Source organism: Streptomyces sp. NPDC007084 (genome assembly GCF_040703595.1).
Taxonomy (GTDB): domain Bacteria; phylum Actinomycetota; class Actinomycetes; order Streptomycetales; family Streptomycetaceae; genus Streptomyces.
Genome location: NZ_JBEYFY010000016.1, coordinates 95,014 through 111,461 on the forward strand (window position 1 = coordinate 95,014; position 16,448 = coordinate 111,461).

Here is a 16,448-nt window from a genome sequence, read left to right on the forward strand (position 1 = left end):
TGCATACATCGTAGGTGATCGAGATGGAAGAGGGAAACGGAATGACGAGCGAGCTGTTCTCGCCGCTGACTCTGCGCTCGGGGCGGGTGCTGAGGAACCGGATCGCCAAGGCGGCGATGGAGGAGAACATGGCCGGCGACGGCCAGCTTCCGGACGGGCAGTTGCTGTCGCTGTACCGGCGCTGGGCGGCCGGTGGTACCGGCCTGCTGATCACCGGCAACGTGATGGTGCACGCCGAGGCCCTGACCGGGCCGGCCGGTGTGGTCCTCGACGAGCACGCGCCGCTGGAGCCGTTCGTCGAGTGGGCGAAGGCCGGAAAGTCCGGTGGCGGGGCGATCTGGATGCAGATCAACCATCCGGGCCGTCAGGTGGCCTCCGACATGCCTGGTGTCGTGTGGGGGCCGTCGGACGTCGCGGTGTCGCTCGGCAAGCACAGCAGCCGGTTCGGCAAGCCGACCGCCATGACCGCGCGGCAGATCCGGGAGACCGTGGCGCGCTACGCCCTGACCGCCCGGCGCGCCGAGGAGGCCGGGTTCGACGGGGTCGAAATCCACGCCGCGCACGGATACCTGCTGTCGCAGTTCCTGTCCCCGCTGGTCAACACGCGCACCGACCAGTGGGGAGGTTCGCTGGAGAACCGCGCCCGGATGCTCCTGGACATCGTCCGCGCCGTCCGTGCCGCCGTCTCCGCGTCCTTCGCCGTGGCGGTGAAGCTGAACTCCGCCGACTTCCAGCGCGGCGGCTTCGACGCGGAGGACGCCCGGCAGGTCATCGAGATGCTCGCACCGCTCGGCGTCGACCTGGTCGAACTGTCCGGCGGCAGCTACGAGAGCCCCGCGATGACCGGCCGCCCCGCCGACGACCGCACCCGGGCCCGCGAGGCCTACTTCCTGGACCTCGCCAAGGACCTCGTCAAGACCAGCCCCGTCCCGCTCATGCTCACCGGCGGCATCACCCGCCGCAACACCGCGGAACGCGTCCTGGACAGCGGCGTCGCCGTCATCGGCATGGGCACCGCCCTCGCCGTCACCCCCGACCTGCCCGACCTGTGGCGTGACCACCGCGAGGCCGACCGCCAGATGGAACCCGTCACCTGGTCCGACAAGGCCCTCGCGTCCGCCGCCGGCATGGCCAGGGTCCGCCACCAGATGCGCCGCCTCGCCCGAGGGCGCCGGCCCAAGGCCGGCACCCACCCGGCCGTCGCCCTCGTATCCGAACGCCGAAACCAGCGACGCGCCCTGCGCCGCTACCGCGCCTGGCTGGCCAAGGGACGAGGTGCCGCCGCGAAGTGACCCCGCGTTCTTCGAGGCGGACGTGGCACGGCAACCGCGGCGAGGGCCCGCGTGGGAACCAGACGTTCTCACGGGCGAGGCGCCGCCCCGGTGTCCGGCATTCCGTGCCGAAGGGCCGCCCGGAGAAGCGGTTCGCGCCCGACGCGGACGACAGCGCCCACGCCTGAACGAAGGCGTGGGCGCTGCGCGGCGTCCGGCCGGGGCGGGGGACGCGTATGGCGCACCGGCATCTGGACGCGCGCTCACGGACGGGGATCGGCGTCGTCGTGACAGCCGGCCGCCCCGGAGCTGGCTTCGTCGTCCGTCGGGAGACCGCAGGGTTCGGGCACCGTGGCTGCCGTGCGGCGCGAGGCCGGGAAGGCCGGCCTGGCGCGGTGAACCGATGCCGTCAGCGTGCGGCGGCGTTCACGTCGGCGACCAGGCGCTCCGCGAGACGCTCGGACGACGGCGGGTTCTGGCCGGTGTAGAGGTTGCGGTCGACGACGACGAAGGGGCGCAGCGGCAGCCGGGCCTTCACGTAGTCGGCCCCGCTCTCGCGCAGGCGGTCCTCGAGGAGCCATCGGGCCTTGCGGCCGAAGCTGTTGAACTTCTCCTCTAGGTTGGACAGGCCGGTCATGCGGTAGCCGGTGAACGGCCAGGACCCGTCGGGGTTCGTCGCCGCGAAGGCCGCGGCGGGCGCGTGGCACAGCAGGGCCAGGGGCTTGCCCGAGGCGAGGACCTTCGTGAGCAGGGCGCCGGAGACGGGATCGACCGACAGGTCCTCCATGGGGCCGTGCCCGCCGGGATAGAACACGACGTCGAAGTCGTCCGGATCGATCTCGTGCAGCGACTTCGGGGTGTTGAGTTCGGTCTTGATCGACTCCAGATAGGCGGCCACCTCACGCAGCTTCGACGGCAGGCCCGCGGTGCGGGACATGCTCAGCCGGTCCAGCGTGGGGACCTTCCCGCCGGGGGTCGCGATCGTGATGTCCCACCCGGCCGCGCTGAAGATCTTGTGCGGCATGGCGAGTTCCTCGCCCCAGAACCCCGACGGGTGCACTTCACCGTCCCGCAGGGTCCAGCGGTCAGCCGCTGACACAACGAACAGCACCTTGGTCATGTCGACACGTCCTCCAGTAGAAGCGGCCCGCTGCCGATGTGTGCGGCGGTCCCGATGCCGAGTCGCGGAGCCGGGCACCCTCACTCACATCATGGGTTCTGGTCAGGGGCCGGGCGATCCGGGGTTGTCGCAACCGCGGCCGCTCTTGGTCCGAGGGGCCGGGCGAGCAATGTTGACACTGTACACTCCGCCGCCTAATGTGTGTAGTGCAAACATTGGTCCCCGGGCGGCCGGCCGAAAGCCGTGACGCATTCCTGTGGGGCCTTTCAGCTCAGTCATGTGATCGGAGTGCCATGAAGGCCGTATCCATCAAAGAACCCGGCGGTCCCGAAGTCCTGGAGTGGACCGAGGCCGCGGATCCGACGCCCGCCGTCGGCGAGGTGGTCATCGACGTCGTGGCCAGTGCTCTCAACCGGGCGGACGTGATGCAGCGCTGGGGCCTGTACCCGCTGGCCCCCGGTACGTCCCCCTACCCGGGGCTCGAGGTGTCCGGCCGTATCAGTGCCCTCGGTGAGGGAGTGACCGGATGGCGGGTGGGCGACGAGGCGTGCGCCCTGCTGACCGGCGGCGGCTACGCCCAGAAGGTCGCCGTACCGGCCGGCCAGTTGCTCACGATCCCCAAGGGGATCGACCTCGTCGAGGCCGCGGCCCTTCCCGAGGTGACCGCGACCGTCTGGTCGAACCTCGTCATGACCGCGCGGCTGCGGAAGGGCGAGACGCTGCTCGTCCACGGCGGGCTCGGCGGCGTCGGCACCTTCGCCATCCAGATCGCCAAGGCTCTCGGCGCCCGGGTCGTCACCACGGTCGGCGGACCCGAGAAGGTCGCACGCGCCCTGGAACTCGGCGCGGACGCGGCCATCGACTACCGCACCGAGGACTTCGCCGAGTTCGGCCCCTATGACGTGATCCTCGACGTGATCGGCGGCGACTACCTGGAGCGGAACATCCGCTCCCTCGGCCCGGACGGCCGCCTGGTCGTCATCGGTCTGCAGAACGGCCTCGAAGGCCGGCTCAACCTGGCCGACATCGTCTTCAAGCGCGCCTCCGTCTTCGGCACCACGCTGCGCACCCGGTCGAAGGAACAGAAGGCCGAGATCGTCGCCGAGGTGCGGGACAAGGTCTGGCCGATGATCGAGAGCGGTGCCGTCCGGCTGCTCATCGACCAGACCGTGCCCATGTCCGAGGCCGCCGAGGGCCACCGGCTGATGGAAGCGGGCGGCCACGTCGGCAAGATCCTGCTCGTGAACGAGTAGCACGGACGCCTCGGGGTGACCGCCCCGAAAGTCCGTGAACCGGCGCTCCGGTGCCGCGGAGAGGGAGGCAGGCTCGTCGCCGGCCTCCCTCTCGGCATGCCCAGGTACGGCGAACGGCTGACAGGCCTTCAGCGCGTGGCCCGCGAGTACTGGAGGCGACCGGACGGATCACGAACACGGTCGGTTCTCCGCACTCCGGCCGCTTTCACGGCGGGCATGCCAATCGGCCAGGAACACCCCGTGGGTGTCCGCTGGCCTGGTGCCTGGTGCCTGGTGCCTGGTGCGGCAGGCGGAGAGGGCGGGAGGGCCCGGAAGGTCTGCGGCGTCAACGGCGCTGTCGGCCGAGCGCGAGACGGGGGGCGGGGGACGCGGGAACGGGGACGGGGGCGGGGGCACGGTAGGGCGGCTGTGGGCTGTGGGCTGTGGGCTGTGTGCTGTCGGCAGTCGACCGGTCCGGCGGTGCCGGGTCGAAAGACGCCGTACCGCCGGACTCGTCGATGCCTGTTCATGCCGGGCGACTGCCGCTCGGGCAACGCCTGTTCAGCGCATGCCGGCCGCCTTCATGAACCTGAGCGCGCCGGTCAGGAGGGTGGCCCAGGTGTCGGGGGAGACGCGGGCCGGCGGGTAGAAGCCCTGGAGGCGCTGGTGGGCGACGTTCTGGGCCTCGGTGTACTTGAGGATGCCCTCGCCGCCGTGGCGGCGGCCGAGTCCGGAGTCGCCCATGCCGCCCATGGGCGCGTCGACGCTTCCCCACGCCGCGGCGAACGCCTCGTTGACGTTGACGGTGCCGGCGTGGATGCGGGCGGCGACGGCCCGGCCGCGTGCGCCGTTGCGCGACCACACGCTGGCGTTCAGCCCGTACGGCGTGGAGTTGGCCAGCTCGATGGCCTCCTCGACATCCCGGTAGGAGTAGATCGAGACGACGGGGCCGAAGGTCTCGTGGTCGTACAACGTCATGTCGGGGGTGACGTCGGTGAGGATCGTGGGTTCGTAGAAGAGGGGGCCGAGGTCGGGACGGGCCTTGCCGCCGGCGAGGACGGTGGCGCCCTTGGCTACGGCGTCGTCGACGTGGGTGGTGACGGTGTCGAGCTGGGACGGGGTGGTCAGACTGCCGACGTCCACGCTGTAGTTGTAGGCGGCGCCGGTCTTGAGCCTCTTGGTGCGGGCGACGAACGCGGCGACGAACTTGTCGCGGATGGACTCGGCCACGTAGAGGCGCTCGATCGAGACGCAGAGCTGGCCGGCGGAGGGGAAGCAGGCGTTGACCGCGCCCTCGGCGGCCTTCTCGATGTCGGCGTCGTCGAGGACGATCATGGCGTTCTTGCCGCCGAGTTCGAGGGACGCGCCGATCAGGCGCCGGCCGGCGTCGCTCGCGATCTGGCGCCCGGTGGCGGTGGAACCGGTGAACATCATGTAGTCGGCGTTGTCCATGAGAGTGCCGCCGATGGAGCTGCCGCGGCCGATCACGATCTGCCACACGCCTGCCGGCAGTCCCGCCTGCCGCATCAGGTCGACGGACCACAGGGCGGTGAGCGCGGTCTGGGTGTCGGGCTTCTGGACCACGGCGTTGCCGGCCATGAGAGCCGCGATGGTGTCGCTCGCGGCCATGCTGAGCGGGTAGTTCCACGGCGAGACGACCGCGACGACGCCCTTGGGGTGGCGCAGTTCGGTGGTGTGCGTGAGCAGGGGGATGGCGCCGTGACGGCGCTTGGGGCTGAGGTACTTGGCCGCGTTGCGGGCGTAGTAGCGGGAGATGACGCCGATGTCGACGACTTCGAGGAACGCGTCGCGCCGGGTCTTGCCGTTCTCCGCCTGCATCAGGTCCAGGACCTCGTCCTGGCGGGCGAGGACCAGGTCGTGGAAGCGCAGGAGGATCTTCTTGCGTTCACTCAGCGGCAGCGCGCCCCAGGACTTCTGCGCGATCCGGGCGCGCTTGAAGGCGGCCTCGACATCATCTGGTGTGGAGACCGGCAGGTCGGCCAGGGGGGCGCCGGTGTAGGGGGCGTTGGTGGTGACCCGTGCCGCGTTCGGCGCGGCCGAGACCCGCGCGGCCAGCTGCTTCAGCAGGGCCGGGGTGATGGAGAGGGGAAGACCGGGGTCCCGGGTGGTGGCGGGGGTGGCGTGGGTGGTGGCCATGGCTGAACTCCTTTTCTTCCGCTGCTACTTGTTCCGGCTTCGGACCGAGGTGGGCACGGGCATGTGGAGGGCGGCCTGGCCTTCGGTCATGACGTCGAACTGGATGGTCCGCTTCGGCTGGAGCGAACGCAGATCGTCGGACATCCGGCCCTCGCCGAGCTGGAGGTTGATGCCGCCGGTGCTCCGCGTCGTGCCGGCGCGGAGCACATTGGTCTGGTTCAGGGTGGAGTGCCAGGCGCCGTTGATCGTCGTGTACGAGGTGAGCGAGCCGACGCGCTCCCCGCTCAGGTGGGTCCGCTGGGCCGGGGTGTCCGCCCGGAGCGACATGTCGACTCCGCCGGCGTCATTGGCCACCTGGGCCGTCGTCCGGTGCTCGTCGATCTCGACGTCGAGGCCGGTGACCCACTTCGGGAAGCCGTATCCGTCGTGGCCCCGGACCTGGGCGATCTCCGTGTTCACCGGCAGCGAGAGCACGTACGAGTCGAGGTGGTCGTTCTTCAGGCCGGAGACGAGATCGAAGAAGCCGAGCTTTCCGTGCCGGGCGGGCTTGACCGCGATGCCGACGGCGGCCTCGGTGTAGAAGTCGATGTCGCACACGTCGTACCGGAAGAACATGACCGACACCAGGCCGAGGCCGGGCACGATCTCCAGCGGCGAGAGCTCCTGGGGGAGGCGGGCGCGGATCGCCCGGGACGGCGCGACCATCGTGACCCGGGCGCTGGACATCGTGTAGTAGAAGTTCGGCGTGAGCGTCGAGCCGATCGGTGAGTCGACCTTGATCTTGGGCAGCCGGCGGAAGAAGTCCACGCTGCTGACGCGGGGGTCGCGGGCGATCGCGTCGAGGTCGGGGTTCATCCGGTAGCGGTCGTACATGCCGCCCTTGGGGACCTCGATCTCGCGGCCGCCCAGGTCGACCTTGACGGTGTTCTTCTGCGTCGACGACATAGGAGACATAAGGGAGTCCTCACTCTCATGTAAGTGGTGTACACATGACTATAGGCAGCAATGTAAGCACCGTCAACAATGTGGCGTGGGAATCCTTGCGGCCGGATCTCGGCTGGCGGCTCTACCGGCCCCGGCCGAGGCGGCGGTGGGCGGTGGCGAGGATGCTGGACCACACGGTCTGCACGGTTCCCGGCTGATCGTCCTGCGCGATGGAGGGTGCGGCTTCGCGTGGAGTGCGGGGGCCGGGGGCGTCCGTGAGGCCGTCCGGGGTGGCCGGGTCGTGGGTCGGTTCGGGCATCGTCGCGCTCTCGCGTCGGGGGATGGTCTTTCGAGTTCTCCGGTCACGGCCTGCCGGCCGCGTCCGCCGCGTCTCGATCGCCCATTATGTATACGCCCCTCACATTAGAGCATCGATGTAATCGTCATAAACATCCAGGGGGTGGGGGCGTCGCGCGCGGGCCGGGCCGGTGCGCACCGCGGGCGGCCTCGTGCGGCAACGGCAGGGCCCACCGGCGCGGTGACGGCGCCGGTGGGCCCGGACCCGGACTCCGGTGTTCCTCTGCCGTTGGGTGTGTCAGTCGTCGTGCAGTGCCGTGCGGAGCGCGTCGACGGCGAGCTTGCGGGCGACGTTCGCGGCGCGGGTGTCGCGCAGGCTGTCCAGGAGCAGGAAGTCGTGGACCATGCCGGCCACCCGGACCGAGGTGACGTCCACGCCGGCTTCGCGCAGCTTGTTCGCGTACTGCTCGCCCTCGTCCCGCAGTACGTCGGCCTCGTCGGTGATGACCAGCGTCGTGGGCAGCCCCCGCAACTGCTCCACGGGAGCCTGCAACGGGGAGGCGTACACCTCCGCCCGCTGAGCCTCGTCGCTGGTGTAGGCGTCCCAGAACCACTTCATGCCGTCGCGGGTCAGGTAGTAGCCCTCGGCGAACTGAATGTAGGACGGGGTGTCGAAGTCGGCGTTGGTCACCGGGTACAGCAGCACCTGCGCCTTGAGGTCGATCCCGCCGCGCTCCTTGTTCATCAGCGCGAACACCGCCGCCATGCAGCCGCCGACCGACTCGCCGGTGACGGCGATCCGCGAGGTGTCCAGGCCGTGTTCGGCGCCGTGCTCCAGGACCCACCGGCCCACCGCGTAGTTCTGCTCGACCTGCGTCGGGTACTTTGCTTCGGGAGCCCGGTCGTAGACGGGGAAGACTCCCGCCGCGCCCGCGCCGACGGCCAGTTCACGGAAGAGGCGGTCGTGCGTCTTGTCGTCACCGAAGACCCAGCCGGCGCCGTGGATGTAGAACACCACCGGCAGCGGGCCGGTGACGCCCTGGGGCCTGATGATGCGGGTGCGGACGGTGCCCCACTCCCCGGCGTCGACGTCGACCCACTCCTCGTCGACGTCCGGCCGGGGCACGCTCGCGTCGCTCTGCAGACCGAGCAGGATGTCCCGGCCCTTCTCCGGCGGCACCTCGTAGATCCGCGGGTGGGGATCGGTCGCTTCACACAACTCCTTCGCGGCCGGCTCGAGGAAAGGAGTGATCGGAGGGGGAAGCTCGGTCATGTCGACTCCATGGTCACGAGTGTCTGCGGGGTGATGGGGTGGGTGGGGCCGGCCTGGAACCGGCCGCTGCCCGGGGATCTCGGGGACGGGAGTTCCCTGGTCTTCCATCGTTTCGCTCGTCGTCTGTCAAGCGCAACTCGGCACAATGGATTCCATTCGGAGCCGGTTTGTCGCCGTTTTCGGCGCCGCGGCGAATCCGGCTTTCCTACGTATACGTATAAAGGATCGGGCGCGGTGTATCTCGGGCCGGTCGAAGGGGATATGGCTGCCGATGGGGGCCTGTAACTGCTCCGCATCCGGTTCTGATCGCCGAGCACGGAGATTTCCGCGCTCCAAACCCGTCGCGGATTTCCGTACGAAGCGGTTCGCCGGACGGGCCGTACATACGTAACCGGGTGCGCCGCATATACGTATACGTATTTGTGGCCCCCCGCGTGCGCCGACGCGGATTCGGCCACTTCCCGATGCGCGCGCGCAGGAGAGTGGCAATGATGGGTCTCGGGCAGCGGCAAGACGCCCGCGCCGTGCGTCGAACGAGCAGCCACCCGAAGGACCTCAAAGGGGTGATCCACCCATGCAGACAGTTCTGGGAGCCGGCGGCCCGATCGGCGGCGAACTCGTCCGCGAGCTGTACCGCGGCTTCACACACGACATCCGGCTGGTCGGCCGCAACCCCGCGAAGACGCACGACACCGATCAGCTCGTCAGCGCGGACCTGACCGATGCCGAGGCCACCGCCAGGGCCGTCGAGGGCAGCCAGACCGCCTACCTGACCGCGGGCCTGCCCATGGACTCACAGCTGTGGGAACGGCAGTTCCCCGCCATGATGCGCAACGTGATCGACGCCTGCGCGAAGTACGGCACGAAGCTCGTGTTCTTCGACAACACCTACATGTACGCGGGCACGACCGCCCCGCAGACCGAGTCGACCGCCTTCGAGCCCAACGGCCGCAAGGGCCGCGTCCGCGCCCGGATCGCGACGATGCTGCTGGACGCGATGAACGCGGGATCGATCGACGCCGTCATCTGCCGGGCGCCGGAGTTCTACGGTCCGGGAAAGACCAAGAGCCTGACCAATTCGCTCGTCTTCGACCGGATCAAGGCCGGCAAACGGCCCCTCGTCCCCGTCAGCGCGAAGACCGCCCGCTCGCTCATCTGGACGCCCGACGCCGGCCGTGCCATGGCCCTGATCGGCAACACCCCGGACGCCTTCGGCCAGACCTGGCATCTGCCGGTCGACACACAGCGCCCCACCTACGCCGAGATGATCCGGGTGGCCGGTCAGGTCACCGGCCGCCGCGTCAAGTACTCGGTGCTGCCACTCGCCTTCTTCCGGATCGGCGGCCGCTTCGTCGGGCAGCTCGAAGAGGTCGGGGAACTGCTGCCGCGCTACCGTGGAGACAACATCTTCGACACCTCGAAGTTCACGGCACGGTTTCCCGACTTCACCGTCACCCGCCACCAAGAGGGCATCACCCGGCTCCTCGGCTGACCCCGCGGGACCCGGCCCGCACCGGACACCGCGTTCCATGTCCTACGGTGGTCGCCACGGCACTGAACGGGCACACACAGCGAGGTAGCCGGGCATGGGCTTTGCATTCGGTCAGCACCGTGGCGGGCGGCTGCCCGTCGAGCGGACCAGCTTCGTCGGCCGGACGGCAGAGGTCGCCGCCGTGTCCGAGGCGCTGGAGAGGACACCGCTGGTGACCCTGACCGGGCCGGGCGGTGTCGGCAAGAGCCGGGTCGCGCTTCGAGCGGCGGACTCCCTCGCGGAGCGGTTCCCCGACGGGGTCTGGCTCGCGGAACTGTCCGCGCTGAGCGACGCGGAACTCCTCCCCGCCACGCTCGCCGCCGTCCTCGGCCTGCCGGAGCAGCCCGGGATGACGCCGCTGGACGCCCTCGTGGGGCACCTCCAGGACCGCCGGCTGCTCATCGTGCTGGACACCTGCGAGCACCTCGTCGACGCCTGCGGCATGTTGTGCGACCTGCTGCTGCGCGAGGCCACGGACGTGTGCCTGCTCGCCACCAGCCGACAGCCCCTCGACGTCCCGGGGGAGCGCTGTGTCCCGATCGGTCCGCTGCCCCCGGCGGACGCCATGACCCTCTTCGAGCGCCGAGCCCTCACCTCCGCCCCGGACTTCGTCGTCACCGACCACAACCGTGAGCGGATCTCCTCCCTCGTCGACGCCCTCGAAGGCATCCCGCTCGCCCTGGAACTGGCCGCGGTCAGACTGAGATCCGCATCCCTGGACCACCTCACGGCCCGCGCCGAGGAACGGCTCGGGATCCTGACCGGCCGCCGGCACACCGCCCCCGGACGTCACCAGACCCTGCGTTCGGCGATCGACTGGTCGTACGAGCTGTGCACCGGCGAGGAACGGCTGCTGTGGGCGCGGCTGTCGGTCTTCGCCGGCCCGTTCGAGCTGACGTCCGCGGAACACGCCTGCGCGGATCCCGCCCTCCCCGCCGCGGACGTCCTGGGCGTGCTGACCGGTCTCGTCGACAAATCGATCGTCCACCGCGAAAGCGCGGACTCCAGATACCGCATGCTGGACACGCTGCGCGCCTACGGCTCCGAACGGCTGGCCGAACAGAAGGAGGCCGCAGCCGCCCGCGAACGCCACTTCCTGCTGTACCAGGAGCTGGGACAGGGGCTCTGGGACCACCTGCTCACCGACCGGCAGACCGAACTCCACCGGCTGTTCCGCAGCGAGCTCCCCGACATCCGCGCAGCCCTGCGGTACGCCTTCGACACTCCGGAGCACGCCGGCCAGGCACTGCGGCTGGCGGCACAGTTCGCCCCCTACTGGCGGGCGACCGGCACCCTGTCCGAAGGGCGCCACTGGATCACCCGCGGCCTGCGGGCCGTTCCCGAAGACTGCGCCGCCCGCGCCTGGGGGCTGCTCATGGCCGGAATGCTCGCCGTGTGGAGCGGCGACCTGACGAACGCCCCCCGGCAGTTCGCCGGCGCACAGGACGTCGCCGTCCGCTGCGGCGAGCAGCGGGTCCAACTGCTCGCCGCACCGAACCTGGGAACCATGCGCATGCTGCGCGGCGAGTTCGAAGAAGGCCTCGCGGACTGGGAGCGGGCCTATCAGCGTCTCGTCGACACCGACGACCTCCTGGGCCTGTCCGTGACCCGCTCCGAGGGCGCGCTGCTCAAGGCCGCCCTCGGCGACCTGGCCGGCGCTCTGGACTGGTGCCGGGCCAACCTCGATCGCCTCGGGAACATCGGCGAACGCCAGCTCTACGCCGGCACACTCGCCGTCCAGGGCATCATCCTGTGGCTCGACGGACGACCGGACGACAGCGCTCCCGCCCTGCGGGAGGCTCTGGAAGCCATCAGCGACATCGGAGACGTGCTCGTCGCCGCCCTGTGCTGTCTCGGCCTGTCCTGGCACGCCGCCGCGAACAAGCGCTACATCCAGGCCGCGTGGCTGCTCGGCTACGCCCAGGGCGCGCGCAAGCTGGGCAGCGACCCCATCGGCACGCTGCCCTCGCTCCTGGAACACCAGGAGGCGGTGACGGCCACCGTCCGCTCCGAACTCGGCACCGCCGCCTTCGAACGCTGGCACCGGCACGGCGCTCGTATGTCCGGTGACGAGGTCCTCCAGGCGGTCCGCGCCGACACCGACAGACCACCCCGGCCGCCGGCCGGGCCGGCCGGCCGAGCGGACGAGGCGGGAACGACACACCTCACCCCTCGCGAACTCGAGGTGGCCTCGCTGGTCGGGCAGGGGCTGTCCAACCGTGAGATCGCCGGCCGACTGGTCATCTCGAAGCGGACCGTCGACACCCACGTCGAGCACATCCTCGCCAAGCTGCGTGTCGGTACACGAGCCGCCGTCGCCGAGGCACTGGAGGACTGAACGGCCGCTCTCGGCCCGGGACATGCGGAACCGAGATCCGAAAGAATGCCGGGGGCAGGGCGCCCCCTGGAGGCCGGTTCACCCAGCACCGGCCACGGCCTGGTCCGCGCGCGCCGGGGCCGGGCATGTCTCATTTCCGCTACCCCGGCCATGTGACAGCACGGGACAGATGAGAGGGTCGGCGGGTGAGCGAGACACCGACGAACACCCTCCAATACCGCTTCGACGGGCCGGAAGACGCCCCGGTTCTGATCCTGGCTCCCTCACTGGGCACCACCTGGCACATGTGGGACCGCCAGGTCCCCGAGCTGGCCAAGAGCTTCCGGGTCTTCCGGTTCGACCTGCCGGGGCACGGCGGAGCCCCCGCCTACCCGGCCGGGTCGGTGGCCGAGCTGGCGGGCCGGCTGCTGGCCACCCTCGACCAGCTCGGCGTCCAGCGCTTCGGATACGCGGGCTGCGCCTTCGGCGGCGCCCTCGGTATCGAGCTGGCGCTGCGCCGCCCGGAGCGCGTCGCCTCCCTCGCCCTGATCGCGGCCTCCCCGCGCTTCGGCACCGCCGACGAGTTCCGCCAGCGCGGCGTGATCGTCCGTTCGAACGGCCTCGACCCCATCGCCCGCACCTCGCCCGAACGCTGGTTCACCAACGGCTTCGCCGCCGCCCAGCCCGCGATCACCGAGTGGGCCGTGCAGATGGTGCGCACCACCGACCCCGGCTGCTACATCGCCGCCTGCGAGGCCCTCGCCGCCTTCGACGTACGGGCCGAGCTGGGCCGGGTCGGCGTTCCCACCCTCGTCCTCGTCGGCTCCGACGACCAGGTCACCGGCCCCGCCGAGGCCCGCACCCTGGTCGCCGGGATACCGGACGCCCGGCTCGCCGTCGTCCCCGGCGCCTCCCACCTCGTACCGGTCGAGCAGCCCGCCGCCGTCACCGACCTGCTCGTACGGCACTTCTCCACCGCCTGGCAGCCCGCCCCCTTCGACTCCGCGACCGGCCAGATGGCGATCCAGTCCGCGCCCGCCCACGCCGCCCTGGCCGCGCCCTCCCCGGTCGGCCCCTTCGCCGAGATCGGCCCCGCAGCGGCCCCGCCCGAGACCCGGGGGCGCCCCGACCCGTACGAGGCCGGGATCAAGGTACGGCGCGAGGTGCTGGGCGACGCCCACGTGGACCGGGCGCTGGCCTCGGCGGACGAGTTCTCCGCAGACTTCCAGGAGTTCGTCACCCGCTACGCCTGGGGCGAGGTCTGGAACCGGCCCGGCCTCGACCGGCGCTCCCGCAGCTGCGTCACCCTCACCGCCCTCGTGGCCGGCGGACACCTCGACGAGCTGGCCTTCCACACCCGCGCCGCCCTGCGCAACGGCCTCACCCCCGTCGAGATCAGGGAAGTACTCCTCCAGGCGGCGGTCTACTGCGGTGTGCCGGCCGCGAACAGCGCCTTCAAGGTGGCCCAGCAGGTGATCCGCGAGGAGACCACCCCCGAGGAGTGAGCCGCGCGAGCACCGGCGGGGGCGGCCCGAACGTCCGGGGTGAGGCGGCCCGAACTTCCGGGTGGGGCGGGCCTCCGTACCGGGGTGGGGGCAGGATGGGAGCCATGAAGCTCACGAAGAAGTCGCACGCCTGCGTCCGTCTCGAGAAGGACGGGCGCACGCTCGTCATCGACCCCGGCGGTTTCAGCGAGGAGGACGCCGCGCTGGGCGCGGACGCCATCCTCGTGACGCACGAGCATCCCGACCACTTCAACGAGGACCGGCTGCGGGCCGGCATGGAGGCCAACCCGGCGGCCGAGATCTGGACGCTGCGGTCGGTGGCGGAGCAGATCTCCGCCGCCTTCCCCGGCCGCGTGCACACCGTCGGCCACGGTGACACGTTCACCGCGGCCGGCTTCGACGTCCAGGTGCACGGCGAACTGCACGCCGTCATCCACCCGGACATCCCGCGCATCACCAACGTCGGCTACCTCGTCGACGGCGGACGCGTCTTCCACCCCGGCGACGCGTTCACCGTCCCCGGCAGCCCGGTCGAGACGCTGATGCTCCCGGTGATGGCGCCCTGGAACAAGATCTCCGAGGTCATCGACTACGTCCGCGAGGTCAAGCCGCAACGCGCCTACGACATCCACGACGCCCTCCTCACCGACCTGGCCCGGCCGGTCTACGACGGCCAGATCGGCTCCCTGGGCGGCTCCGAACACCTGAGGCTCACCCCCGGGACATCGGCCGAGGTCTGACCCGGGAGCGGTCGGCACCGAAGCACCCCCCGGGGTACCCCTCCCGCGCCTCCCGTGAGGGGCCGGGTGGCTGTCGCGGCTCGTTGTCGGACCCGCCCGGTAGGTTGTGGGGCATGCGTATCGCCACCTGGAACGTGAACTCGATCACCGCCCGCCTGCCGAGGCTGCTGGCCTGGCTGGAGAGCACCGGCACGGACGTGCTGTGCCTCCAGGAGGCCAAGATCGCCGCCGAGCAGTTCCCCACGGAGCAGCTGCGCGAGCTGGGCTACGAGGCCGCGGTGCACGCCACCGGCCGGTGGAACGGCGTGGCGGTCATCTCACGGGTAGGCCTCGCCGACATCGTCAGGGGCCTGCCCGGCGACCCCGGCTACGAGGGCGCCGAGGAGCCCCGCGCCATCTCGGCGACCTGCGGCCCGGTCCGCGTCTGGTCGGTCTACGTGCCGAACGGCCGCGAGGTCGGCCACCCGCACTACGCGTACAAGCTCCAGTGGTTCGAGGCCCTGAGAGCCGCGGTGGCGGGAGACGCCGCGGGCAGCCGCCCGTTCGCGGTACTGGGCGACTACAACGTGGCGCCGACCGACGACGACGTCTTCGACGTGGCCGCCTTCGAGGGCCTCACCCACGTCACCCCGGCCGAGCGCGCGGCCCTCGCCGCCCTGCGCGAGACCGGCCTGTCCGACGTGGTCCCGCGCCCCCTGAAGTACGACCACCCCTTCACCTACTGGGACTACCGCCAGCTCGGCTTCCCGAAGAACCGCGGCATGCGCATCGACCTCGTCTACGGCAACGCGGCGTTCTCCACGGCCGTCAAGGACGCCTACGTCGACCGTGAGGAGCGCAAGGGCAAGGGCGCCTCCGACCACGCCCCGGTCGTCGTGGACCTGGACGTCTAGGCCGGGCCAGGTCGCCCCGCCGCGAGGAACCGCGGAGGAAGCGGCGCCCGTACGTTCGTACCGCGCCATACGCCCGTACGGGCGGACGCCCTGGTCCTACGACCACCCTTTCCGTGCCCGTACGCCCCTCACGTGCGGCCGCGTCACCCGGGCAGCAGGACGAGCTTCCCGCGCACCCGGCCGCTCTCGCCCGCCCGGTGCGCCTCGGCGACCTCGGCGAGCGGGAACGCGCGTACGACCGGCGGGGTGAAGCGCCCCGACTCGATCAGCGGGCCGATGTCGCTCAGCGCGTGGACGGCGCGACCGCTGTCCCCGCGGCTGAACGTCACGCCGTGCTTCCGGGCGCCCTCGAAGTCGGCGACCGTGAGGACGTGCCCGGGACCCCCGGCCAGGTCGATCAGCTCGGGAAGCACCCCGCTCCCGGCGACGTCGAGGGCGAGGTCGACACCGTCCGGGGCGAGCGCGCGGACCCGCTCGGCCAGACCCTCCCCGTAGGCGACGGGCTCGGCGCCCAGGGAGCGCAGGTAGGCGTGGTTCGCGGGGCTCGCGGTGCCGATGACCCGCGCTCCGCGCTCGACGGCGAGCTGGACCGCGGCGCCGCCCACGCTCCCTGACGCGCCGTTGACCAGGAGCACCGCGCCGGCCCCGACGCCGAGCTGGTCGAGCGCGCGGGTGGCCGTCTCCACGGCGGCGGGCAGCGTGGCGGCCTCGGCGAAGTCCAGCGACGGCGGGATCGGCGCGTAGTGCGACAGCACGGCCAGCTCGGCCTGCGCCGCTCCCTCGGGGCTGAACCCGTACACGCGGTCGCCGACCGCCACGTCCGTGACGCCCTCGCCGAGTTGATCGACCACGCCCGCCGCTTCGTATCCCAGGGTCTGCGGAAGGTCCTCGTCCATCAGGCCCGCGCGCTTCTTCCAGTCGCTCGCGTTGACCCCGGCCGCCCGCACCGCGATCCGGACCTGCCCCGGCCCCGGCCGCGGATCCGGCAGCTCCACGATCTCCAGTACCTCAGGCCCGCCGAACCGGCTGAACCGCACCGCCTTCATCACTGCCTCCGCTCTCGACCCACGCTCACGGCTGTCTTCAGGACGTCGTACGTAACGTACGGCGTCCCGCCCCCGTCGAGGGTGGCCGGGGCGGGGCGGGCGCCGGGCAGCGCGCGGGGCGCCGGTGACCGCCGACGCGAGC

General features: G+C 71.1%; 13 protein-coding genes. 7 read left to right on the forward strand and 6 right to left on the reverse strand.

The window, feature by feature from the left end:
• The first annotated feature begins 41 nt into the window (after positions 1-41).
• Positions 42-1,292, forward strand: coding sequence for an NADH:flavin oxidoreductase/NADH oxidase family protein (locus tag AB0912_RS16360; RefSeq protein ID WP_366700057.1), 1,251 nt, complete (start codon positions 42-44; stop codon positions 1,290-1,292).
• Positions 1,293-1,680: 388 nt separating this feature from the next.
• On the opposite strand, the gene AB0912_RS16365 is transcribed toward AB0912_RS16360, so the two are convergent.
• The gene (locus tag AB0912_RS16365) at positions 1,681-2,391 is read right to left on the reverse strand and encodes a type 1 glutamine amidotransferase domain-containing protein (RefSeq protein ID WP_366700059.1); all 711 of its coding nucleotides are present in this window, start codon (positions 2,389-2,391) and stop codon (positions 1,681-1,683) included.
• Between the two features lie 293 nt (positions 2,392-2,684).
• Between AB0912_RS16365 and AB0912_RS16370 the strand changes: the two genes are divergently transcribed.
• Positions 2,685-3,644: an NAD(P)H-quinone oxidoreductase gene (locus tag AB0912_RS16370; protein ID WP_366700061.1), complete on the forward strand. Its 960-nt coding sequence runs from the start codon at positions 2,685-2,687 to the stop codon at positions 3,642-3,644.
• 540 nt (positions 3,645-4,184) lie between these two features.
• Here the strand turns inward: AB0912_RS16370 and AB0912_RS16375 are convergent.
• From AB0912_RS16375 to AB0912_RS16390, 4 genes are all read right to left on the reverse strand, one after another.
• A complete protein-coding gene (locus AB0912_RS16375; protein WP_366700063.1) occupies positions 4,185-5,780 on the reverse strand; it encodes a succinic semialdehyde dehydrogenase in 1,596 nt (531 codons plus the stop codon).
• Between the two features lie 24 nt (positions 5,781-5,804).
• On the reverse strand, positions 5,805-6,734 hold the full coding sequence (locus AB0912_RS16380) for an acetoacetate decarboxylase family protein (RefSeq protein ID WP_366700065.1): 930 nt from the start codon (positions 6,732-6,734) through the stop codon (positions 5,805-5,807).
• A gap of 112 nt (positions 6,735-6,846) precedes the next feature.
• Positions 6,847-7,023 carry a hypothetical protein gene (locus AB0912_RS16385; protein ID WP_366700067.1) on the reverse strand — a complete coding sequence of 59 codons (177 nt, stop codon included), beginning with the start codon at positions 7,021-7,023 and terminating at the stop codon, positions 6,847-6,849.
• A gap of 276 nt (positions 7,024-7,299) precedes the next feature.
• Complete coding sequence (locus AB0912_RS16390) at positions 7,300-8,274, reverse strand: alpha/beta hydrolase (protein WP_366700069.1); 975 nt, start codon at positions 8,272-8,274, stop codon at positions 7,300-7,302.
• Positions 8,275-8,848: 574 nt separating this feature from the next.
• On the opposite strand from AB0912_RS16390, the gene AB0912_RS16395 reads away from it, so the two are divergent.
• The 5 genes from AB0912_RS16395 to AB0912_RS16415 all read left to right on the forward strand — a co-directional run bounded on the left by AB0912_RS16395 (position 8,849) and on the right by AB0912_RS16415 (position 15,260).
• Complete coding sequence (locus AB0912_RS16395; RefSeq protein ID WP_366700071.1) at positions 8,849-9,766, forward strand: NAD-dependent epimerase/dehydratase family protein; 918 nt, start codon at positions 8,849-8,851, stop codon at positions 9,764-9,766.
• A gap of 94 nt (positions 9,767-9,860) precedes the next feature.
• A complete protein-coding gene (locus AB0912_RS16400) occupies positions 9,861-12,143 on the forward strand; it encodes a LuxR C-terminal-related transcriptional regulator (protein ID WP_366700073.1) in 2,283 nt (760 codons plus the stop codon).
• 185 nt (positions 12,144-12,328) lie between these two features.
• Entirely contained in the window at positions 12,329-13,627 is a 1,299-nt protein-coding gene (gene pcaC / locus AB0912_RS16405; RefSeq protein WP_366700075.1) for a 4-carboxymuconolactone decarboxylase, read from the forward strand.
• A gap of 104 nt (positions 13,628-13,731) precedes the next feature.
• Positions 13,732-14,367, forward strand: coding sequence for an MBL fold metallo-hydrolase (locus AB0912_RS16410; protein WP_366700077.1), 636 nt, complete (start codon positions 13,732-13,734; stop codon positions 14,365-14,367).
• A gap of 113 nt (positions 14,368-14,480) precedes the next feature.
• Complete coding sequence (locus AB0912_RS16415) at positions 14,481-15,260, forward strand: exodeoxyribonuclease III (protein WP_366700079.1); 780 nt, start codon at positions 14,481-14,483, stop codon at positions 15,258-15,260.
• Positions 15,261-15,403: 143 nt separating this feature from the next.
• On the opposite strand, the gene AB0912_RS16420 is transcribed toward AB0912_RS16415, so the two are convergent.
• Positions 15,404-16,306 (reverse strand): NADP-dependent oxidoreductase, encoded by a 903-nt coding sequence (locus AB0912_RS16420; RefSeq protein WP_366700081.1) that lies wholly within the window; start codon positions 16,304-16,306, stop codon positions 15,404-15,406.
• Positions 16,307-16,448: the final 142 nt, after the last annotated feature.